This window comes from Aliidiomarina shirensis (assembly GCF_003987345.1).
GTDB lineage: Bacteria > Pseudomonadota > Gammaproteobacteria > Enterobacterales > Alteromonadaceae > Aliidiomarina > Aliidiomarina shirensis.
In genome coordinates, this window is sequence record NZ_PIPP01000005.1 from 81,364 (window position 1) to 104,897 (window position 23,534).

Sequence of the window (23,534 nt, forward strand, 5' to 3'; positions counted from 1 at the left end):
ATTTACCAACTTACTTATACATCAAACCGATCTGCATTCATTACTTTCGTCCAAGCTTTAACAAAGTCATTCACAAACTTCTCAGTTGCATCACTTTGTGCATAAACTTCAGCAAGCGCACGTAGCTGTGAATTAGAGCCGAACACTAAATCAACCCGTGTTCCTGTCCACTTCACTGCGCCGGTTTTGCGATCACGGCCTTCAAATTCTTCCGCTTCTTCAGAAGTCGGCTTCCATTCGATATCCATGTCGACTAAGTTCACGAAGAAATCGTTCGTTAGTGTACCTGGTCTATCGGTGAACACGCCGTGTTGCTTCTGTTCGAAGTTTGCATTTAGCGCACGCATACCACCTACTAACACGGTCATTTCTGGTGCCGTTAATGTAAGCAGCTGAGCACGGTCAATTAGCAACTCTTCGGTAGAAACCGTATAACGCGTTTTCAGGTAATTACGGAACCCATCCGCTACCGGCTCCAATACTTCAAACGATTCAGCATCCGTTTGCTCATCAGTTGCGTCTGTGCGCCCTGGCGTAAATGGAACCTCAATGCTGTGTCCCGCATCTTGTGCTGCTTTTTCAACCGCAGCTGAACCACCCAGCACAATTAAATCAGCTAAAGAGATACGCTTATTACCCGATTGGGCAGAATCAAAATCTTTTTTGATGCCTTCGTAAGTCGCTAACACTTTTTTCAGCTGTTCTGGTTGGTTTACTTCCCAAGCATTCTGCGGAGCTAAACGAATACGAGCACCGTTTGCACCACCGCGGTTATCAGAACCACGGAATGTAGCGGCAGAAGACCAAGCGGTATAAACCAATTCTGATACCGTTAAACCGGAACCCAAAATGGTTTTCTTCAATTCAGCGATATCGTTAGCATTTACTAACTCATGATCAACCGCTGGCACAGGATCCTGCCAAATTAAATCTTCAGCTGGAACTTCTGGGCCTAAGTAACGGGCTTTTGGTCCCATATCACGGTGCGTGAGTTTGAACCATGCACGCGCGAAAGCATCAGCAAACTCTTCCGGGTTTTTATGGAAGTGCTCTGAGATCTTCCGATATGCTGGGTCTTCTTTCATCGCGATATCAGCCGTTGACATCATCAATGGCATTTTTTTCTGCGCATTATCAGCAGCAGGTGCGTGGTCTTTCTCGGCTAAATTTTTCGCCGCCCATTGATTAGCACCAGCAGGGCTTTTCGTAAGCTCCCATTCATAACCGAACAACACATCAAAATAGCCGTTATCCCACTGAATTGGGTTTGCTGTCCAAGCGCCTTCTAAGCCGCTCGTAATAGTGTCCCCACCTTTACCGCTAGCGTAGCTGTTCTTCCAACCAAAGCCTTGTTGCTCAATTGGTGCCGCTTCTGGCTCTGGGCCAAGATGCGAATCTGGCGCTGCGCCGTGGGTTTTACCAAATGTATGGCCACCAGCAGTTAACGCTACCGTTTCGTAGTCGTCCATTGCCATACGCTTGAAGGTTTCACGAATATCACGGCCCGAGGCAATTGGGTCTGGGTTGCCATCTGGACCTTCAGGGTTCACATAAATTAAGCCCATTTGCACGGCCGCAAGTGGTGTTTCGAGCTCGCGATCACCCGAGTATCGACTATTTTTCTTGTCGCTTGTTGCTAGCCATTCATCCTCAGCGCCCCAGTAGATATCTTCTTCTGGTTCCCAGATATCTTCACGGCCGCCACCGAATCCGAAGGTTTTACCGCCCATCGATTCAATAGCAACATTCCCGGTAAGCACGAAAAGGTCAGCCCAAGAAATTTTGTTGCCATATTTTTGCTTAACTGGCCAAAGTAACCGGCGAGCTTTATCAAGGTTGCCGTTATCAGGCCAACTGTTTAGTGGCGCAAAACGTTGATTACCGGTGCCTGCACCACCACGGCCATCACCCATACGGTAAGTACCCGCAGCGTGCCAAGCCATACGAATCATAAATGGACCATAGTGGCCATAATCCGCCGGCCACCAATCCTTAGAATCTTTTAGTACTGCATCAATGTCTTTTTTCAGTTCATCAAGATTAATACTCTTAAAGGCTTCTGCGTAATTGAAGTCTTCGCCAAGTGGATTCGATTTCTTATCATTTTGATGCAGAATTCTCAGGTTGAGCTGCTCCGGCCACCAATCTAAATTTTTCTTGCCAATGCCTCCAATGCTGGTGTTGCCACCATGCATTACTGGGCACTTGCCACCCGTTGAGTTGTTGTTATCCATCGTTTTCTCCTCGTTAACCTAGTTTTCGGTAAAACTTGTGGTTTACCGCCATATTTTCAGTAATTGCTTAATTACTAACAACATAGGTACTTTTTGTCATTAACGAATATAGACCCCACTCTGAAGCATTGAAAGTTTGTTTTCTCGAATAGCTTAATAGATTTTTTGAATGAACGTTTTCAAGAGAAGTAAGAAAACCTATTAATATAAGTAGCTTACACTGAGAATTCTGGCATTATAGGAAAGCTTTCCACGAACGAATAAGAATAAAAATAAAATATCGGAGATCAAATGGAAGTTTACCGCCGCCACATGCGCCAACTAAACCGGCGCTTATTACTGATCACTGCGTTACTTTTGGTGGTTTGGTTTGAATTTAGTGTGTTCCAACTACGCCCTGAGTTCACTGGGATGCTCGCGTTCACTTTAGAACGAGTGATAAAAACACTCGCGTTTTGGGCTTGGCCAATGCTGTTCTTCATGTTCTTCCAGCCTATCGTAAACAAGTTCTTCTTTCTGAATTACGATGGCGAAGTAACCCCCACTACCTTTAAGTTTGAAACCCGTTTCTTTTTTGCAGTGTTCTTTTTATATGCTTCGATCGGTTTGTTTACTGTAGCGGCCGCTACTTCGGTACTTGGCATAGTGAATATGGGATGGGCCGCTTATACAGAATCATTGCAGTTTAGTTTTCACAATCACATACTCATTCAGCTCGTCCGTTCATTTACGTTACCCGCCGGCGTTATAGCGAGCGAGAACATCCAATCACCATTGTTCATGATAATAGGCACGTTGATTCTACTGCTCGGCTATGCGCTTTATAGCTTTGTTTTAATTACAAGCAAGGGGCGTCCGGATAAATTCATTAAGTACAATAAATCTCATCAACAATTTGAAGCCCATAATGCTTATTTTATGAGCGTGATTGCCTACTTGAACCGAACATTCAATATCCAGTTCGCCGCAACGTTGTTCGTTGTGATCTTTTTCGCGTTGTTGATCATTACTATTTTTGTACCTGCAATTAATACGGCGCAAATCGTACGTTTGTTTTGGGCTTTAGTAATTCATTCCGCGCTATTTTTAGTATTACGAGCTTGTTATCGTTTTCTAAAGTTCTGGTGGGATAAGATATTTGCGGTTCAAGATCATGAGTACACGAAACCAATGTTTTATGAGTCACGAGATCTTTGGCTAAACAATACCGCGGCACGTGATATTTGGGTTCCTCATTACGTTCCGCCTACTGCTGATTCCAGCCTAACTTCTACCTCGCGCGTTAGCAAAAGTTCTAGTTGGAAAATGCCTAAGTTGATTACAATCCCTTGGATAGTAATTATTGAAGTCATTCTGTTTTTTATCGTATTAGCTATTGTGGGTGGTTTTGCATTTGGCTACCACCCAGCATACATAGAAATGATTAAATCACTTAATGCAGTGGCTATGGTAAAAGCAATCTACCAAAATACTGGGTTCTTCTGGCATGCTATTTTTGCACTTTATGTGGCTTGGCGTTTGTTTCATCGGTTCGGCCGATTTAATCTAGGTTTCTTTGAAACTCTAGGGCGATTAGTCACGCGCTGGTCTGATTAATTTCTACCAGCTCATTATGCTAGAACAAGTTATGCTGGCAAATAGACACCCGTGCATAAACAAGGGGAATACCGATGCAGCTATTTATGGTTTATTTAGGTGGCACCGCGCCAAACGCAAACATAGAGTTGCATGATGTGCGCTTTGTGGTTGGCGAAACTATTGAAGATTGCTACCCCGCGTTACGCCAGCAATGGTTTGGTACCGTAAAAGGATTACACTTAGATAGCTACTTAGCTGTGCACCATGTAGATGGTTATCAAATTGAATTAAGCGAGCAGCCGCAAACGCAATCTCAGAAGCTTTGGTTTGTGAATTTCGGTGGCTATTATCCTGGCAAAATTCCAGAATTTCATGATTTTACCCTTTGCGTTGCAGAAACAGCCGATGAAGCAAAGCGCATTGCGAAAGGCCGCCTACTCACGGATAGTGTTGAGCAACACAAAGACGATCTCTACAACGTTGATGATTGCCTTGCAGTTGATTTACTCGGTGGTTGGTATATTCATTTGAATCACGATGGCGGTATGCAAGCTCTGGAACCTGACTGGGCGGGTTATCACGTTATTGGTTAGGTGCTTTCCTGTTAGCAAAAATAAAGCCCCCTTGAACATGCCGCTAATTGCATGGATTCAAGGGGGCTTTTTGTTTTCTGAAGGGCCAGTTTACGCAAGGTATAGGCAGCGTTACACCTCAGGAACGCGAACCCAACCTTCCATTAATACGCGTGCGCTACGGCTCATAATGGCCTTGGTTACTTGCCACTCTCCATCCACTAACTTAGCTTCAGCGCCCACGCGCAACGTGCCCGATGGATGGCCGAACGTAACGGCAGTGCGATCACCGCCACCTGCAGCTAGGTTCACCAGTGTCCCGGGAACCGCCGCCGCTGTGCCGATAGCAACAGCCGCTGTGCCCATCATGGCGTGATGCAGCTTACCCATTGAAAGTGCGCGCACATTCAAATCGATATCACCGGCATTAATGCTTTTACCACTGGAAGAAACATAATTTGCCGGTGGTGACACAAAAGCTATCTTCGGCGTATGCTGGCGCGCTTCGGCTTCTTCTAGTGATTGAATCAAGCCCATGTGTTGAGCGCCATGAGCGCGCAGCTTCTCAAACATAGCCAGCGCTTCAGGGCTTTCGTTAATCGCACCCTGCAGTTCTGTGCCGGTGTATCCGATATCTGCCGCATTCACGAAAATCGTTGGAATACCGGCATTAATCATAGTGGCCTGAAAAGTACCCACGCCCGGAACATGCAATTCATCAACCACATTGCCGGTAGGGAACATTGAGCCTTCACCATCGGCTGGGTCCATAAACTCAATAGGTACTTCTGCGGATGGAAACGTTACCCCATCAAGCTCAAAATCACCGGTTTCTTGTACTTCGCCGTTGGTAATCGGCACATGTGCAATAATGGTTTTCTTGATGTTCGCCTGCCAAATGCGCACCACCGCAGTTCCATTCTCCGGAACACGGCTTGCATCAATAAGGCCGCTGGTTACCGCAAATGAGCCAACTGCAGAAGTAAGGTTGCCACAGTTACCGCTCCAATCAATAAAAGGCTTATCGATAGCTACTTGCCCGAACAGATAATCGACATCATGCTCGGCACTTTCACTTTTCGATAAAATAACCGTTTTACTGGTGCTCGACGTGGCGCCACCCATACCATCGGTATGCTTACCGTAAGGATCTGGGCTGCCAATTACCCGCAATAAAATTGCATCACGGGCAGGCCCGGGTTGCTGTGCTTCTACAGGTAAATCATCGAGGCGAAAGAATACGCCTTTACTAGTACCGCCACGCATATAGGTGGCGGCAATTTTCATTTGCGGTTTATGCATCGCTCGACTCCAAGAAATCTTGCGCGAAACGTTGCAATACACCGCCAGCTTCAAATATCGATACTTCTTCCATGGTATCTAAGCGACACTTCACAGGAACCTCGATTCGATCACCATTTTTTCGATGTATCACTAAGGTAAGGGCTGCACCCGCACTCGGTGTACCCTCAACATCGAAGGTTTCTGTACCATCAATTTCCAAGGTTTTACGTGTAGTTCCAGCTGCAAACTCAAGCGGCAACACACCCATACCAATCAAATTGGTTCGGTGAATACGCTCAAAACCTTCGGCAACAATGGCTTCAACACCGGCTAAACGAACGCCTTTAGCTGCCCAATCGCGCGAAGATCCTTGGCCGTAATCCGCACCCGCAATAATAATTAACGGTTGCTTGCGTTCCATGTAGGTTTCAATTGCATCCCACATGCGAACCACTTTCCCTTCCGGTTCAACGCGAGCCAGTGAACCTTGCTTCACTTCACCATCTACTATCGCCATTTCGTTGATAAGCTTCGGGTTCGCGAAGGTAGCGCGCTGTGCTGTTAAGTGATCACCACGGTGGGTAGCATAGGAGTTAAAATCTTCTTCTGGCACACCCATTTTCGCTAGGTATTCGCCAGCAGCGCTATCGGCCATGATCGCATTCGAAGGCGAAAGGTGATCGGTAGTAATATTATCGCCAAGCACCGCTAATGCACGCATTCCACGTAAACTTAAATCACCTGCCAGAGCCCCTTCCCAATATGGAGGGCGGCGGATATAAGTGCTTTCTGGGCGCCAATCATATAGTGGTTCGGTTTTCTCACCCATATCAACAGAGATATTGAACATAGGATCGTAAACTTTGCGATATTGCTCAGGCTTCACGCTCTCTTTCACAATGGCATCGATTTCTGCATCACTTGGCCAAATATCTTTCAAGGTTACAGGATTGCCATCGGCATCATAGCCGAGTGCATCTTTCTCAATATCAAAGCGAATCGTACCGGCAATAGCGTAAGCCACTACTAACGGCGGTGATGCCAAGAATGCTTGTTTCGCATAAGGATGAATACGGCCATCAAAGTTACGGTTACCTGAAAGTACTGCGGTAGCGTATAGATCGCGTTCAACAATTTCTTTCTGAATAACTGGATCGAGCGCGCCGCTCATGCCATTACACGTAGTACATGCAAAACCAACTACGCCAAAACCAAGGGTTTCTAACTCGGGTAGTAGTTTCGCTTCTTCCAAGTACATTTTTACGGTTTTTGAGCCCGGCGCCAGTGAGGTTTTCACCCATGGTTTACGGGTTAAACCGAGCTTATTCGCGTTTCGTGCAATTAAGCCGGCGGCAATCATGTTGCGTGGATTTGAAGTATTGGTACAGCTAGTAATCGCGGCAATAATGCACGCACCATCAGGCATTTTGCCTTCTTCATTTTCCACTACACCGGAAATACCGCGGGCAGCAAGTTCTGAAGCCGGCAATAATGCATGTGGGTTAGAAGGCCCTGCAAGGTTCCGGTTTACTGACGATAAATCAAACTTTAATACCCGCTCATATTCAGCGGTTTTTAAGCTATCAGCCCATAACCCAGTTTCTTTGGCGAACTTTTCTACCAATGTAACTTGGTCATCATCGCGGCCGGTTAGCGTTAAATAATCTGTAGTTTGCTTATCAATGTAGAACATTGCTGCCGTGGCACCGTATTCCGGTGTCATGTTTGAAATCGTTGCGCGATCACCTACGGTAAGCTTATCGGCGCCTTCACCGTAAAACTCTAAGTAAGCGCCCACTACCCGTTCTTTCCGCAAGAATTCAGTAATCGCGAGCACTAAATCGGTGCTGGTAATGCCTTCACGCAACTTACCCGTAAGCTCTACACCGATAATATCGGGTAAACGCATGTAAGAAGCACGGCCAAGCATCACGCTTTCGGCTTCTAAGCCACCGACACCCACTGAGATAACACCTAGGGCATCAACCATAGGCGTATGGCTATCAGTACCCACACAAGTATCAACGAAAGCTACACCGTTTTGCACCTGCACAACCGGAGACATTTTCTCAAGGTTGATTTGGTGCATGATGCCGTTACCTGGCGGAATCACATCTACGTTTTTAAACGCGGTTTTTGTCCAGTTAATAAAGTGGAAGCGATCATCGTTTCGGCGATCTTCAATGGCGCGGTTCTTTTCAAAGGCATCGGTATCAAAGCCCGCATGCTCTACTGCCAACGAGTGATCTACAATCAGCTGGGTTGGTACAACCGGATTTACTTTGGCGGGATCGCCACCCTTTTGGGCAATTGCATCACGCAAGCCTGCTAAATCAACTAAAGCCGTTTGCCCTAGGATATCGTGGCAAACTACGCGCGCTGGATACCAAGGGAAATCAAGATCGCGCTTACGTTCGATAATTTGCTTCAGCGCCGGCGTTAATTGCTCAGGCGGGCAACGGCGCACTAAGTTTTCAGCCAATACACGTGAAGTGTAAGGCAATTTTTCGTAGGCACCTGGCTGAATAGCTTCTACCGCAGCGCGGGTATCGAAGTATTCTAAGTTTGTGCCAGCTAGTGTTTTGCGATATTCAGTATTCATAATCAACCACAACTTATGTTGTTAGAGAGTTGGAAGGCAGAAAGAAACAGGGAGAAACCGAAGCTTCTCCCTGCTGTGCCAATTAACGTTCGTTGATTGCCGGAACTTTCCGTGGCTCAGGGCCGGTGTAATCAGCGCTTGGGCGAATAATACGGTTATTCGCGCGTTGTTCTTTCACGTGGGCTGTCCAGCCAGTTACCCGCGACATTACAAAAATCGGGGTGAACAACTTAGTAGGAATACCCATGAAGTGATACGCCGAAGCGTGGAAGAAATCAGCATTCGGGAATAATTTCTTCTCGCGCCACATTACTTCTTCACAACGCACTGATACGCCATATAAACGGGTATCGCCGAATTCATCAGCCAGCTTTTTCGACCAAGCTTTAATTACATCGTTACGCGGATCAAACTCGCTATAAACGGCGTGGCCAAAGCCCATAATCTTCTCTTTGCGTTCGAGCATGCCCATCAGCGTTTTCTCTGCATCATCGGCATCTTTCATATCTTCAATCAATTCCATAGCGGCTTCGTTGGCACCACCATGCAATGGACCGCGTAATGAACCAATAGCGCCGGTAACACAAGAATGGATATCGGAAAGTGTAGAAGCACATACCCGAGCCGTGAAGGTTGAAGCATTGAACTCATGCTCAGCATATAGAATTAATGAGGTGTTCATCACCGCGGCATGCAGTTCTGAAGGTGATTCGCCGTGCAATAAACGCAAGAAATGTGCGCCAATTGAATCTTCATTGGTTTCAGTTTCAATACGCACACCATCGTGGCTGAAACGATACCAATACAAAAGAATGCTTGGGAACGTTGCAAGCATGCGCTCAATGGCTTTATCAGCACCACTGAAATCAGTTTCTGGCTCAATATTGCCTAAGAACGAACAGCCTGTGCGCAACACATCCATCGGGTGTGCATCTGCAGGGATGCGCTCTAATACATCTTTCAATGAAGAAGGAAGGCCACGTTGTGATTTCAAACGCGCTTTATATTCAGCTAATTGGCTTTCATTCGGTAATTCACTGTGCGCTAGCAAATAGGCTACTTCTTCAAAGCTCACTTTCTCTGCTAACTCAGAAATATCATAGCCACAGTAGGTTAAACCAGAACCGGTTTTACCTACCGTACAAAGCGCGGTTTCGCCCGCTACTTGGCCGCGTAACCCGGCTCCGCCTAATTTTTTCTCTGACATTATTCAATCCTCTTCGGTAAATTCATCAATTCTTTTCGTTTTCATTCGCGCTTGAACTTGTGGCGCGCCAAATTACTTCTTAAATAAGCTATCTAATTTTTCTTCAAATGAGTGGTAGTTTAAGAAATCATACAGTTCAGCACGCGTTTGCATGCTCTCTACCACATCTTTTTGATCGCCTTTCGCGAGAATATTTTCATAAACATTCAAGGCTGCTTTGTTCATCGCCCGGAATGCGCTTAATGGATATAATACCATTTCCACACCAACCCCGGCTAACTCATCTTTGTTGAACAAAGGCGTTGCGCCGAATTCAGTGATGTTCGCTAACACCGGAACATTCAATGCATTGGTGAAAGCCTGATACTGCTCGAGAGTGTGCACAGCTTCAGCGAAAATAGCGTCCGCACCGGCTTCAACACATGCCTGAGCACGCGCAATCGCGGCCTCTAAACCTTCTTGCTGCAATGCGTCAGTGCGCGCCATGATTAAAAACTGATCATCGGTACGGGCATCTACAGCAGCTTTCACCCGATCAACCATTTCACCTTGGGTAACAATTTCTTTATTCGGGCGGTGGCCACAACGTTTCTGTGCAACCTGATCTTCAATATGGAAACCAGCCGCGCCGGCACGTGTCATTTCTTTCACAGTACGCGAAATATTAAACGCGCCACCCCAACCAGTGTCCGCATCTACTAATAACGGTACATCGGTAGCGCCGGTAATACGGCGAATATCTTCACAAACATCATTTAACGATGTCATGCCCAAATCGGGCAAACCAAACGAGGCATTCGCAACGCCAGCACCTGATAAATAGAGCGCTTTGTGGCCCACACGTTCGGCCATCATTGCCGTGTAGGCATTAATAGTGCCCACTATTTGTAAAGGCTGTTCTTGTGCTATCGCTTGGCGTAGCTTTGCGCCCGCACTAGTTACTGATGTCATGTTCATTCCTCATTTGTAGAAGTTTAATTTCAATATTTTTGCGTGAAGCGCCGATGTGGCGGCGCATCAATAAATCGGCTAACTCACCATCGCGATTAGCAATGGCAGTAATAATTGCTTTGTGCTCATCAAAAGCTCTCGAAACCCGCGGGCCATTCATCCCCAACTGAACACGATACATGCGAACTAAAAAGTATAGCTCGTCACAGAGAATGTTGATGAGATATGCGTTTTTACTACCTAAAATAATTCGATAGTGAAAATCTAAATCGCCTTCCTCTTGGTAATAGCTCTCGCCTTCCCGAACGCGTTGGCTATTGAGGTGCTGATCCAGCAGTGCACTGAGTTCATCAATTTCATGTTCCGGCATATTCTCAGCCGCCAACCGGCATGCTAATCCTTCAAGTTCTTCACGTAATTGATATAACGAAAGTAGCCCTTCCGGAGAAAGCTTAACCACTCGAGCACCCGCGTTAGGCGTTCGTTCAATTAGATGGCAACGTTCCAGCCGCGCCAAAGCCTCGCGCAATGGTGCACGGCTCACGTTGAATCGACGCGCTAACTCTGGCTCACTAATTTTACTACCCGGTGGAATATCACCCTCAACAATCGCTCGCTGTATCTCAAGCAACACACGATCGGACGAAGTAATTGGCGAACGCCACACTGGACTTTGAATAGGCATAGATTGTCGACATAATTAAACGGAATGAAGATTATAGTGTGTGGTTAACTATCATTCAAGTTAGATTGTCGACAATTCTAGCGATCTACGTAACGAGATGGTGGTTGTGGCGGACGCCGTACTGGTAGGTTATTACCACCGAAGTGATAACGCAGATATATCAAGCCTTGGTCCGGAACAAAGGTATCCGAACGAATTAAACTCGTGCTAAAACCTACGTACCAATGATGATTTATTTGATATTCGATAACAGCCGATAAACTGTGGCTCTTGCCGCCACCAGTTCCTTCCAAGAATATAGGATCTATTCCCGTTTCGCCGGAAATATCTAACGCACGTTGCTGTATATCAGGACGCGTAGGAAAAAACTCACTGGCAGCAAGTGTGGAATCAGAGTAGCCAATAGAACCTCTTAGCAAATAAGACCACCGAGAAAAGCGGCCAAATATAGTAACAGGCAAACTAACTGATTGATAAAATTCGGGGCTGTAATAGTTGCCTTGGCCAAAGGTGCTTTGGCTTAGATCTTTGTCAAAACCCCAAAATAACGTATTCAACCCAACGGTAACCGCAAAAGGTTCACTATCGTAGGCACGCATATAACCGCCTTGATAGGCGTACCAACGGTGATTCGATGCCACATGATCACCGGTATAATATTCTGCCCCTAGGCTACCCCACCAACCAAAGCGCTCGCCCTGATCCCAGCTTGCGCTTACGCCCAAACCATTTCTTGTAACCGCACCCCAACTGTAGTCAGAAAACGGATCTTTTTGGCCAGCAAAACTCAACATGGTTGATGATAAAATGCGGCGCTCGGCATTCCACCGTAGCCCGAACTGTCCTGCTGTAGTGCGTAAACCGATACCCCCAACCCAAGTACTGCGATTAAAACCGATTGGGCTACGGCCTATATCCGCCCACCAGTCCTCGAACTCAACACCGACACCAAGTGCTACACCGAAATCTTTGCTTACCGGCTGAACTCCGGTAGGGCAATCTGCTTCACATACCAATCCAGTGCCAAAACGATTTCGCCAAAAATTATCATCTAAATCTGCGGCGCCTGCATCTACCCAAGTCGGGTCAACGCGAACAAACCAGTGGCCCGCCCGCTCGCTAAAAGGAACACGTAAATCAATTAATAGCGTATCCGACTGCAACTCGCTAATGCCCGGTGTACCACCCTTAGCACTCCGATCAAACGCCAGGTAGAGAACCGCCTCAGAGTTTTCAGCCATACGCTGAGCACGGCTCTGCAAACCCGCTACACGCCAATCGTCAGTTGCCGCAGCGCGCCAAAGCTCGCGGTCATCGGCTACGCCTCCTCGTTGCAAGCGAATGGCCTGCAATGACCAGGTATAAGCTTGGTCGGTAGCACCCACAGCTTCAGCAAAACGAGCGCCTTCGGCATATGCTGCCGCTGTATCAGGTTCACTGGTATCAAGCTCTGAAAGTCGAGCCGATATCTGTTCCAATAGGTGTTGATCATCACGCGTTGCACTATCCGCCATTGTCGATACGATCGTCACCACTTGACCAACTTCAACTTCAGAGAAGAGCCCCGGATCGCGCTCAAAGCCTCGTCGCCAGTCCTCGTTAAAACGTGCAACACGCTGATTCAGCTCTAAGCGAGTTTGCATGTCTAAGGTATTCTCTGTTTGCTCGTCAGCAGGAATTTCTGCCAACGCTTGCAGAGCCTCCTCTTCTCGATCATTCCGAGCCAGAAATAGGGCATACGCAAAGTAACTATCGGCACTCGCGTTCATTTGTAGTAACTTCGCAAACCGCTCTTCGGCAAGCTGAATCCGTCCTGCTTGCTCATCTAAAGCCACCAAACGGGCAACAAGCCATGGATCTGTTGGATTTAAATTATGTGCTTGCTCTAATTCCTGATATTCAAGCGCTAAATCGCCTTCAGCTACTGCCTGATCAGCGGCTATAACTCTTTGATTTGCTTGCCAGCGCTGGTACTCCGGCGCGATTTCCAACGCTTGCGCATCCGATAAGCTTAAAAAGAAGTCCGTCATTGCCTGCGGGTCGTCGGCGTCGCGATACGTGGCAAACAAAGCCCACGCTGCGGGCGTACTATCTGGATTTTCAGCTACCAATTGCGCATATAATTCCTGAGCGCGCTGTTCGTTACCCAAGACACTTGCATAGCGAGCTTCTCGCAACAACATTACGTCCGGTTGAAACTCCGCTTCAGGATTGGCACGTAAGCTCCGTAACAGGGCACCTAATTTTGCCTGTTCACCGGCCAGCATAGCTTCATCAAAGAGATCGACATCGCGCCAAAATGTTGCCACTTGTTCCAGCTCTAACCACACCGTAGTGTCGGGTGCCGCCGCTGCGGCCAAGCGAAACCAACGTATTGCCTCGCGTTGACGACCCTGGCGCATAGTTGCATATCCCAAACCGCCTAATAGCTCAGGATCATCTCTGCGAGTAGCTAACGCTTCTCGCAACCAGGCCTCTGCCGCTTCCGGATTTTCATTTTCAAGCTCTTGCAAGCCGCGCAGTTGCTTCCGGTAATCGGGGTCATCAAGCAGTGCTTGTTGTGCCTCATACTCAGCACCTAATCGCTCATACACTTCTCGAACTTGGTTACTATCTGGGTACTCGGCTAAAAATTCGCGTAATAAATCAAGATCACCACGTTCGGGCTGCAACGAGTTTGCGGCTCGTGCCCATAGCGCCAAACTTTCAATTCCTACTACCGAATCACGACCTAACGCTTGTACTCGACGTAAATCTTCAGGCGTTATTTCTCCTAAAACTAAGCGTGTACGGATAACTGCGAGTTCAATACGCCGCTGGTTTGGATAACGTTGCTGTAAGTTGGTAAGGCCAGCCAATGCCGCTTCAGCTTCGCCTGCTTGCGTACGTATTTGCCAATACTCTACAGCTAAATCTGCTTGAATAGGTGGCTCTGGAAATGCTCTATCAAGCGCACTTACGGCCTCCTCATAGCGCCCCGCAAGCGATAAAATACGCGCATCACCAAGTGCCGATTGTTGTTCTTGAGAAAGGCCCACGGTTTGTTGCAAGCGAATAGTTGATGGATGCTGTGGCGCAACTTGCTCAAGTGTTGCGAGTATCTCCCGTGCTCTTTGTTGATTATTCTCTTGCAATGCAAGAGAAGCCTGCGCTTCAAGCAATACCGGGCTTTGAGGATTAACGCGCAACATTTGTTCAACTACGCCAGCAACACGATCTGGCCGGCCACGTTGGTACCATAACGAAATACGCTCTTCGAGTAAGCGTACCGATTGCTCATCAGCCGTATTCTCTTGGCTATGCGCCAACGGTGATAACATCATGAACCAAACGAGGCATGATATTTTCGTGACTACAGAAACAACCTTAACAACCATTCATCGCTCCAGCGTTGAACTGCAAACTGCCTGTTGCCGAAAATTGAAAACAATCTAAAGTTGCTAACCCGAACATAAGCAGCATGTGATCATAGTAGTTTCGTTTGTACGTGGTATGTTCTTGCGCCACGATTCTATCTTTTTGCGCTTGTAGCAATTCGCTCTCGCCAAGTGCCTCTAGATAAGGTAGTAATACTGCCGAAAAACCAATAGGACCGCGCTCTTGCTGTTGTAGCTCTGCAGTATCGTTCGCCGACCATAAAACAGCTCTGGGTGGGTAGCCTTTAACTGCAATACTGTTGCGCATGCCTACATAATCATGCAGCAGAGCATTCTCGGGGGAACGCTGCGCTTCCTGCGCTAGCCACAGGTATGTGCGAATAGCATCATAACTACCTTCACGCACATTTACGTTTTGATGAATAGCTACTTGCTCTGGCGATCTAGGCTCTAGCGCTAAATTTATCGCCAGCCAATCAGGTATAAAGCCTTCTTTCCCCATTTCGTAGGCACGAAAATTCTTTAAAATTCTCGTGCTCGTAGCAAACAGTTCGCGCCATCTGGAATCACTCGTGTGATTTGCTAATCCAATGAATAAACTCAAACTAAAGTAACTCGGATTAACGATTAAATATTCGTCATCGGTTCCAGTGAAACCATAAGGCGCCGGAAGCAGCGCCAAACCGTGGTCTGATTGATATGTACCTTCCTCAATGATTCGCGCTGCCAAACGCCGCCCCAAGGCAGTGTATCTTGGTGTCTGCCAACGTTCGCCAGCTTCTAGCAATGCATACGCCATCCATATATCAGCATCCGTTGCCGAGTTACTGTCGAGAACCTCCCAACTATCTTCGTCGGTTCGCCCCCATAACCACGCCGGAAGTTGATCCGCTAAACTACCATCAGCAAGGTTATTCTCAGCCCAGTGCAGCAACTTCGCAAAAGTTTCTTGGTCGTCAGCCAACAGGGCGAAAAACATGCCATATGCTTGCCCCTCAGAGGTTGAAATACTTCGCTCAGAATCGAGATCAATCACGCGCCCTTGCGCATCAATAAAGTAATAAGTGAAATTTTTCCAGTGCCAGGAAAACGTGAGTGCATCCGGTTTACGGGCTGCTGCCGATGGTGGCTCAGCGCAACCCACCAGAGCGAATACCCACATAATACCTATCAATATATGCGCAACTCTTTTAAACATAATGTTAACTGCCTTGCCGACGACGGCGAGCTAACCCAGATAGGAACCAATACATCACCATCACTAAGGTTACGAGCGCAATCAAGGTGAAAACGGCGACTAAAACCGGATACCGCGAAAGGTGGTAACTCAAGCGATTCCAAAGGCTTAGCTCTCCCACATAGTAGGATTCGTAAGTAGCTAAATGGCGAGTATTTCCCGGAGTGAGCACGCTCATGAACCCCGTTACTGCAGTATTTCGCTCATTCGAGCGCATTAATGCATCAATTTGCGGCAAGAAACCATTTTGATTGGCCGTTAACGCAACCACCGTTCTACCCCGCGTTAACGTTGATTCAAAGCTCACAATCGCCGCACTAGGCCCGCTAATTTGAGTACTTCCATCAGGGCTGTAGAGCAACTGCTGTTGGCCCGCTAAACCATGGGCTTGTAGTTGTTTATCTAACGAGCTACGGCCAAAGCGCTGCAACCACTCACGTAAAACATCGCCGCCAACAATAAGAATATCTTTATCCGCCCCTTCCGGCACATCAGCAACTTGCGCTACATTCACCAATACCGCAGGATATCCTGAAGCAGCACCCATAACGGAAAACGCCGTTAAAACCGAATTAATCTCCTCATTCGTAGGGTTTTCCTGCACGACAAGAAGCGTTTGCGATAAATCGTCATAACGGGTGAATGGGTAGCCTGTTTTTACAAACAAATGTAAATTCGGCATTTCGGTATAGTGCGAATAGCCTCGTAAATCTATTGTGGAATCGCCATCAATTGAACCTAAGGTATTTCCAAGCGGCTGCACCCGACATTCTTCAGAAAGCGCGCTGAAGCTGAACTCAAATTCCAACCGATTTAAAGCGCCCAGTTTGAACGCAGGTATTTGTAACGCACTTTGCGCAAACGGATTTTCACCTAAAAGTGGAACCCGAATCCTATCTGATGCACCCTCCATGCCACTTTCATTTAGGGTAAATCCTTTGATGAATTCACCATTTACGAATACTCGCAACCGGCTCTCATCACGTTGCACCGGTGGCGTATACCGAAACTTCAAATCCACTGGAATTCCTTGGCGCTGCCACGTAAATAGATCAGGCGGTAAACGCATGTTTAAAGCCACAGGCGCGTTTTGGTAACCCGTGCGTTGTAATTCACTTGGGAAATCCACTAGCTCGCTAAATCGAATAGGCTCTTCGGTGTTGATCCAACGAGGCGCAGAATAGGCAGGCCGGGGCTCAATATCTAACGAATGCACGTCAAACGTAGGGCCGCTTAAGCCGATCGGTCTTGCCGTTAGCCCTTGTACCGCCGTTACCAAACCTTCAACGGTAGGTGCTTGTACAACCAAAAGTTTATATGCCCTATGTACCGGGTTTGTCACTACACGAACCTGCGGCTGATTTACATTTTCCAAATCACTCAGTAACCAAGGGCGCGAGTTATTGGTGATAAAAATGATGCCGTGCTGCTCGGGCCATTCGAAGTTGTGCTCAAAGGAAAACTCGTTTTCTTCAAAGTAGTTAATAACCAACGGCTCTTGATCATAACGAAAAAGTTTAGTTTCAACGCCACGCCAATCTGCCTCGGAACCAAAATAAGAGGCCAAGATAGCTGCAGCTTGAACATACTCATTCGATATTTCATCAGGTAACATAAACGCAAGATTCAAACGTTGAAATTCGCGCGCATCGAAAAACGGTTCCGGAAACCAAGCAAGATCATTGGCTACCACTAGTTGATTCCGCGTTATTTCCAGTGTGCTATCACCAAAAAATTCAAGCCACGCCGCAGGTGAGAATACTGAGCACTCCATCCCTTGAGCTTCAGCAATTAACTCAAACTCTAACTCGTTGTAGTTCGCCATAAGCTCCGGGCTTAAGCGGATTTGATGTTGATGTTGCTGATCAGCTTCATTGCGCCGAAGCGGTATTGCGCGAACCACTTCACCATTCAACGTGATGCGTAATTGTGATACTTCAGCGGCCAAAACTGGCGAATAACTGAAGGTAAAGTTCACGTTCGCTTCCGTTACAATTTGATCTAAGCGTGCTCCGAACCCCAAGGTCATTCGGTTGGCCACACCGTCAATTTTTAAATCACGATCGCCAGCCAGATCTCGAAACGTCCATTTATAAGTATGCTCCGGCAACGAAAAGTTTTCCGCCAATCGCTCTTTCACTCGGCTTAACTCATCAGAATCTTCACGGCTTTCGGTTTGCGCAGCACTCGGCCACGCTACCAATGAAAGCAGTATAAAAAGTGCGCCAGCGCTTGATTTGAAATTAACCATTATGTTCTTCCTTATGCACAGGCATCGTTGGCAAAATTGACCGTATAAATCGCCAGCCACCTTCAAAAAACTCAAATACAGGCAACAAAATAGGTGCAAACTGCATTGCCATCCGTTTGTAACCTCGAATACCAATCGCAATCACTTCTTGGAAGCTGCTGAGTGGACGCTCCGCGACATCAACCGGACGCCAACCCACCCATGCATCGGCTCGAGAAAATGTAGCGCGTAGAAGTGCTTGGTCGGTTTCAATATTCGCCGGTATGAATCTCAACCCAAGCAGTTCACCTCGGCGGCTTACAACCGAACATTCAAATGATCGCTCCGACCCACCATCAAACATAAACACTCGGATAATATCACCACGTTCAATCTGGCAGTCATGAGGAATCCGTAATCCAGCCCCCTGATCGGAATAATCAACCAACTCAGCAGAAAAAACGTGTTCTGAAGCCGTTATAAAGGTTACCGGCCGGTTAACTGCAATTCGGTGAGCCGCGCGAACCTGTTTGGCTTCTTCCGCTACTGCAACCGCACCACCAAGAATAATTAAGTTATAAGTAACCCATATCAGATTCAACGCAACTGTGAGGTATTCATCGGTAGGCCCGGTGAATAAACGCCAAATACCAAAACTAAAGCCAATGACGCAAAGCAATACGAGTATCAAGTATGGTTTACTTACTTCCCAATCATAATGCGTTTTTTCGTTTAAACCGCCCTTTGCCGTCACATTAAATTTACCTAACTTCGGAAAGAATAAAGCAACGGTCGTTGGCCTTAAAATATACCAAGCCAATACGGTTTCGTACATTTCAGCCCAAAACGAATGACGATACTGCCCCTGAGTTCGTGAATTCGTTAAGTACGAGTGCACAATGTGAGGTAGCGCATACAACGCAATCATAATCGCCGGTGCGAACACGATGTAGCTGTGCAGGAGCAAAAACGCCAAGGGTGCCATCATAAAAATAATGCGCGGGATACCATTAAGAAAGTACAACATTGCGTTGGCGTAACAAATTCGCTGGCCTAAGTTCAACCCTTTTCCTCTAAGCGGATTATCTAACCGGAAAATTTGTGCCATGCCACGCGCCCAGCGAATACGCTGACCAATATGCGCAGAGAGGCTCTCCGTTGCCAACCCCGCAGCTTGAGGGATATTTAAATAAGCTGAGTTATATCCGAGACGGTGCATTTTTAACGCTGTGTGCGCATCTTCGGTAACCGTTTCTACCGCGATCCCACCCACTTCTTCTAATGGCCCGCGTTTGAGTACAGCGCAAGATCCACAGAAAAATGAGGCATTCCACATGTCGTTGCCGTCTTGAATCAAACCATAAAAAAGCTCACCTTCGTTGGGCTTACTGCGAAACATAGTTAAGTTTTTTTCAAACGGATCTGGCGAAAAGAAATGATGCGGTGTTTGCACTAGAGCTAGCTTTGGATCATGCAAAAACCAACCCATCGTTAACTGCAAAAAAGAGCGCGTAGGAATATGATCACAATCGAAAATAGTAATGTAATCACCCGATGTTTTTTTCAATGCGTGATTCAAATTTCCGGCTTTAGCGTGGGAGTTATCAACGCGCGTAATATATGGAACGCCAATTTTTTCCGCAAAGTCGGAAAATTCATCGCGTTTACCATCATCAAGCAAATAAACATTCAGTTTATCCTCCGGCCAATCCATTGCTAACGCAGCCAGAATTGTGGGGCGCACCACATGTAAAGGCTCATTGTAAGTAGGAATGAAAACATCAACCGATGGCCATGTAGAAATATCGTCAGGGAGTCTCGCAACCTTTCGTTCTAATGGCCAAATTGTTTGCACATACCCCAACACGAGAATTGTCCATGCGTAAATCTCAGCCGTTAGCAGCAACAAACTCAAGAATGTATCGGCTGGAACATCCCAATTAATGGTTTGTGTTACGCGCCAATATAGATATCGAGTACTCACCAGCACCGAAAGTACAACCATCAACAACAGTGCACCGCGTTTATTTACATCACGAACCCACAACGCAGTGCCCCAGAATAACAACAGCATTACAGCCTGTGAGCTCGAATCCATCGGCAAACTAATCGTGAAGGCTACAAGCACTGAGGCTGCTATCGTTAAAAGTATTCTAAACGTTGCCGTATTCAGCCATGCGTAGTGTGTAACTTCGCCAAATCCCATTATGGTTTTCAATGCTAAGCCCGAATACCGTGGCTGAATATGTTGGTTAAAAACAGCACGCACTTTTTTGTTTGTACCCTTAATCACTCGCAACGGAAACGTTAAAACGGTTTTGGTTGGCGATTTCCTCTTTTTCGGCTCCATATCTGATTCTTGTTGAAAGAAAATCAACCATAAAACTTGCAGAACAATCCGCACGAAATCTAAAGGGTTTAAGCGATTGAAATTCACATGCGGAAACCAGAAACGTAGCGAGGTTCGCTGTTTCTGCTGCCGATTTAAATGTTTATTTTCACCAGGGTTAAGTATCAACACTTCTAGATACAACAGAGCAATTTGCAGCGCGCTGTGTACGCGCGTGTATGCACGCCGCTGCTCAACCCACTGTTGACGAATTAAACTCACTTAATGGCTCCGTTGTTAGAGCCTTCAGCGCCCGGGAAAGAGCCCTCAGCTTTTTGGGAAGAGCCCTCAGCCGTTGGGAAAGAGCCCTTAGCGCCAGAGAGCGCATCCTCAGCATCTGCAGAAAAACCATCTGAGTTCAAATAAGAAACCGTCCACAAAGCAAGCGCATCGAAATCTCGATTCGATTGCGCCGACGCAGTAAGCGAACGCACCGGCTTCTGGCTGGCAAAAGCTTCCGGGATATGTTGATCACGATGGATTAAAATGGGGCATTGTGCATCAGCAGTAATTTGTGAACGCAACAATTCAAGCGTATCGCGCGATAAATCCAAGTGCGGCGCCACCGCATTGAACATTACCAATGATCGGCAATTCGCAGCCACTTGCAACCGCCGCTGATGCTCGGAATACCGTATTAAAGCGGGCATTGCTCGCGGCTCGGGCTGAATGACATTCAACATCACATCAGCATGCCGATAAACCCAATCCCGCAGCGGAAACGCACTTCGTGAAACATCAATCACCATAACGCGATCAGGGGTTGATAATATAGGCTTGAGTAGCGAACTCAACCGTTCCGCAAGCGTTTCAATAGCCACTGGCCACTCCACTTCTGGAACATAGCCAAATGGGATAAAAGGATAACCATCTACACTTTCGAACAAAACGTCTAAAATATTGCTCGAAGCTTGATCAATTTGGCTTACACCTGCTGATTCTGAAAGTGATAAACCAAAATGCAGCCCTAATTGATTTTCAGGATTCAAATCAAGCGCTATAGTCCGCAAACCCATATCATTTAGTGCCGCCGCATACTCAGCAACAACACTCGTTCCTCCTGAACCTCCCACTACGCTCTCTACGCCTATAATATTCATGTTAAGACTCCTCAGAACTATTAGTTTCTGAGGGACCATTTACATTTACTAAAGTGCGCTTAGCTAACACGGTGGTAGCCGGATCACGGTATAAACACCAGCGTTGCTGGATATTTAACAGGCGCTTATTAAAATTAACTTCCACGTACGGGGCATCGAACTTATCCACGTAGGTTGCTAAGCGTTGTATGTCAGTTGCTATATACTGCGGTTTATTTGCGATCCAGAAATTGTTCATAACTCATTATTTGTTATAAGCTTATGCAATTAGTGTATTTCAACACCATCGATTTATCTAGCTAGATTATTGGTATAGCGCAGAAGGATATGTTCATTGATTTCGTTGCAAGGCATGTTCGCCGGTATTGAGCAACCGTTACCACAATTACACCCTGGAGAAACCCACACCTTTGTTCACGAGAATCGTGTATGGAGTGATTATCTATTAGCGATGATAGCTCAACAAAGTTCCGTGGTTTATTTTACCCGAGCGGATGATTTACAACGTATTTTCCGCAATACGCCGGATATTCGTTTAAACCAAAACTTAGTATTAGCGGAGTGGAAAGCCGCGCGCTCCGTACAAACTAACCGTATGTTAAATGCGATTATGAATACCTGCGGTAAACAAAAAACTATCATTCTTGCGCTAAATTTTATCTCGCCAGAATTATTAGAAAGGAATTTCTTTAAAAACGATTTTTTCAGTAAATTACAAAGCTGGTGTAAAAAAGAAAATAAGCTACTTCTATTGTTTTGTTTAGGCTCACCCGACCAATCAGCGCTAACGTCTTTTTTAGATACTGCGGCTCGAAAATTCTCGAGTTTGCATATTATCAACCAAGGCCAACCAGATTGGAGTTGGGATGTGCAGTATTGGTTTAACGGATATACGGTAAGCCGATGGCAGTGGGATGTTCATGAAGAAACCTCTGCAACGGGCGTTGTGCAATTTTCTATCGCTACTCATGGTGAAAATGAACCGCAGGCAATGCTCACGGGTGAAAAAGCACCGCGTTATTTTTGTGCGAACGCGCTTGAAGACGGTGAGTATTTGCCGCAAGAATGGCAGCGCTTTTCGGTAGACGTAGACGTTCGCGATATGCTCGCACCGGGCAATGATGCGGTAGTGATTCTTGGGCTCGCCAATCGCAATATGCTCGTCGATGTTGCACGCACCATACTGCAAATTAGGCAATATAGCGGTCGCTACGTGCGTATTCTGGTTCGGGAACGAGATGAATCGCTGCGCTTGCAAGATGAACGCTTTCTAATCAATGCCGGAGCCACACTAGTATTGCCTCACGAGTTATCAACGCGCAGTTTCATTAGCTTAGCGGAAACTACGATCGGTTTTCGATTTACGCAGCGCATTCCAGAAAGTTTCGAGGAACTTCGCACAAACCATTTAGTTGAAGATTCTCGCGGCTATTTCCCACCGCAAGAGTTTCTACAAAAAGTGGTTCAGCTCGAAAGCAAAGCTGAAAAACAAGGCTTAGATACCTTGTTTTTACAAGGGTCTGTAGCTACCGGACTCACACCACTTACTGTAGTTCGGCGCTTTGGTAGCCGCCGACAGGGCGATATGATCACGGTCATTGATAACGAGGTGTGTTTGTTTTTCTATGGTTGCCGCGAAACTGATTTAAACAATGTGCTATTTACAAACTTTGGTATTCCAGCAAACAGCTTATTCAAAAGAGAAACAAGAGTAAGCAACCATAGCCAAATTTTAGAAGTTTGCGAGCACCTTCTCCAAAAAGAACGGAGCTATCCATCAGACGATTTGAGCATGCACATATATGCACGGCAAGCCTCGGATTCTGGTGATTTAGCGACAAACAAAGCGTCCAAGCATGATGCACAGCAAGTACGCAAAGCGAACTTTCTTTGAGGAATGAATGATGCCCGAGAATCTAGTAATTATACTAATTACAGCAACCTTTTTCTTCGGGTTGCTGGTAGGCTATATCTTGGCTCGTTTACGCCATGCTGCAAAACAATCTATATTTGATTGGTTTTCTACGAATAGATATATTCGCGTGTATAAGCCGTTAAAACCCAAAAAAATGGCGCGCAATAGACCCA

At 46.6% G+C, this 23,534-nt stretch carries 15 protein-coding genes; 3 read left to right on the top strand and 12 right to left on the bottom strand.

Annotation, left to right across the window (positions count from 1 at the left end; translation table 11 throughout):
• Positions 1 to 14 precede the first annotated feature (14 nt).
• On the bottom strand, positions 15 to 2,234 hold the full coding sequence (gene katG, locus CWE13_RS10500) for a catalase/peroxidase HPI (protein WP_126808430.1): 2,220 nt from the start codon (positions 2,232 to 2,234) through the stop codon (positions 15 to 17).
• 291 nt (positions 2,235 to 2,525) lie between these two features.
• On the opposite strand from katG, the gene CWE13_RS10505 reads away from it, so the two are divergent.
• Together CWE13_RS10505 and CWE13_RS10510 are read left to right on the top strand one after the other, a co-directional pair.
• Entirely contained in the window at positions 2,526 to 3,830 is a 1,305-nt protein-coding gene (locus tag CWE13_RS10505) for a hypothetical protein (protein WP_126808432.1), read from the top strand.
• A gap of 74 nt (positions 3,831 to 3,904) precedes the next feature.
• Complete coding sequence (locus CWE13_RS10510) at positions 3,905 to 4,405, top strand: DUF1543 domain-containing protein (RefSeq protein ID WP_126808434.1); 501 nt, start codon at positions 3,905 to 3,907, stop codon at positions 4,403 to 4,405.
• Positions 4,406 to 4,516: 111 nt separating this feature from the next.
• Here CWE13_RS10510 and prpF read toward each other — a convergent pair whose 3' ends face one another.
• The 11 genes from prpF to CWE13_RS12530 all read right to left on the bottom strand — a co-directional run bounded on the left by prpF (position 4,517) and on the right by CWE13_RS12530 (position 21,684).
• Complete coding sequence (gene prpF, locus CWE13_RS10515) at positions 4,517 to 5,686, bottom strand: 2-methylaconitate cis-trans isomerase PrpF (RefSeq protein WP_126808435.1); 1,170 nt, start codon at positions 5,684 to 5,686, stop codon at positions 4,517 to 4,519.
• A complete protein-coding gene (gene acnD, locus CWE13_RS10520) occupies positions 5,679 to 8,270 on the bottom strand; it encodes a Fe/S-dependent 2-methylisocitrate dehydratase AcnD (protein ID WP_126808437.1) in 2,592 nt (863 codons plus the stop codon). Before acnD ends, prpF begins: the two co-directional genes overlap by 8 nt.
• 82 nt (positions 8,271 to 8,352) lie before the next feature.
• Positions 8,353 to 9,477, bottom strand: coding sequence for a bifunctional 2-methylcitrate synthase/citrate synthase (prpC, locus tag CWE13_RS10525; RefSeq protein WP_126808439.1), 1,125 nt, complete (start codon positions 9,475 to 9,477; stop codon positions 8,353 to 8,355).
• Between the two features lie 72 nt (positions 9,478 to 9,549).
• Positions 9,550 to 10,428 carry a methylisocitrate lyase gene (gene prpB / locus CWE13_RS10530; protein WP_126808441.1) on the bottom strand — a complete coding sequence of 293 codons (879 nt, stop codon included), beginning with the start codon at positions 10,426 to 10,428 and terminating at the stop codon, positions 9,550 to 9,552.
• Positions 10,412 to 11,113: a GntR family transcriptional regulator gene (locus CWE13_RS10535; RefSeq protein WP_126808443.1), complete on the bottom strand. Its 702-nt coding sequence runs from the start codon at positions 11,111 to 11,113 to the stop codon at positions 10,412 to 10,414. Before CWE13_RS10535 ends, prpB begins: the two co-directional genes overlap by 17 nt.
• A 77-nt stretch (positions 11,114 to 11,190) precedes the next feature.
• On the bottom strand, positions 11,191 to 14,490 hold the full coding sequence (locus CWE13_RS10540) for a cellulose synthase subunit BcsC-related outer membrane protein (protein WP_126808445.1): 3,300 nt from the start codon (positions 14,488 to 14,490) through the stop codon (positions 11,191 to 11,193).
• Positions 14,480 to 15,688: a cellulose synthase complex periplasmic endoglucanase BcsZ gene (gene bcsZ / locus CWE13_RS10545; protein ID WP_126808446.1), complete on the bottom strand. Its 1,209-nt coding sequence runs from the start codon at positions 15,686 to 15,688 to the stop codon at positions 14,480 to 14,482. The genes CWE13_RS10540 and bcsZ overlap by 11 nt, the downstream gene beginning before the upstream one ends.
• A 4-nt stretch (positions 15,689 to 15,692) precedes the next feature.
• Complete coding sequence (bcsB, locus tag CWE13_RS10550) at positions 15,693 to 17,978, bottom strand: cellulose biosynthesis cyclic di-GMP-binding regulatory protein BcsB (RefSeq protein WP_126808448.1); 2,286 nt, start codon at positions 17,976 to 17,978, stop codon at positions 15,693 to 15,695.
• Positions 17,971 to 20,568 carry a UDP-forming cellulose synthase catalytic subunit gene (bcsA, locus tag CWE13_RS10555; RefSeq protein WP_126808450.1) on the bottom strand — a complete coding sequence of 866 codons (2,598 nt, stop codon included), beginning with the start codon at positions 20,566 to 20,568 and terminating at the stop codon, positions 17,971 to 17,973. The genes bcsB and bcsA overlap by 8 nt, the downstream gene beginning before the upstream one ends.
• Positions 20,565 to 21,446 carry a cellulose synthase operon protein YhjQ/BcsQ gene (locus CWE13_RS10560; RefSeq protein ID WP_157980962.1) on the bottom strand — a complete coding sequence of 294 codons (882 nt, stop codon included), beginning with the start codon at positions 21,444 to 21,446 and terminating at the stop codon, positions 20,565 to 20,567. The genes bcsA and CWE13_RS10560 overlap by 4 nt, the downstream gene beginning before the upstream one ends.
• A 1-nt stretch (position 21,447) precedes the next feature.
• Positions 21,448 to 21,684: a hypothetical protein gene (locus tag CWE13_RS12530; protein ID WP_157980963.1), complete on the bottom strand. Its 237-nt coding sequence runs from the start codon at positions 21,682 to 21,684 to the stop codon at positions 21,448 to 21,450.
• A 96-nt stretch (positions 21,685 to 21,780) separates the two neighbouring features.
• Between CWE13_RS12530 and CWE13_RS10565 the strand changes: the two genes are divergently transcribed.
• Complete coding sequence (locus CWE13_RS10565) at positions 21,781 to 23,340, top strand: BcsE family c-di-GMP-binding protein (protein ID WP_126808454.1); 1,560 nt, start codon at positions 21,781 to 21,783, stop codon at positions 23,338 to 23,340.
• The last annotated feature ends 194 nt before the right edge of the window (positions 23,341 to 23,534 follow it).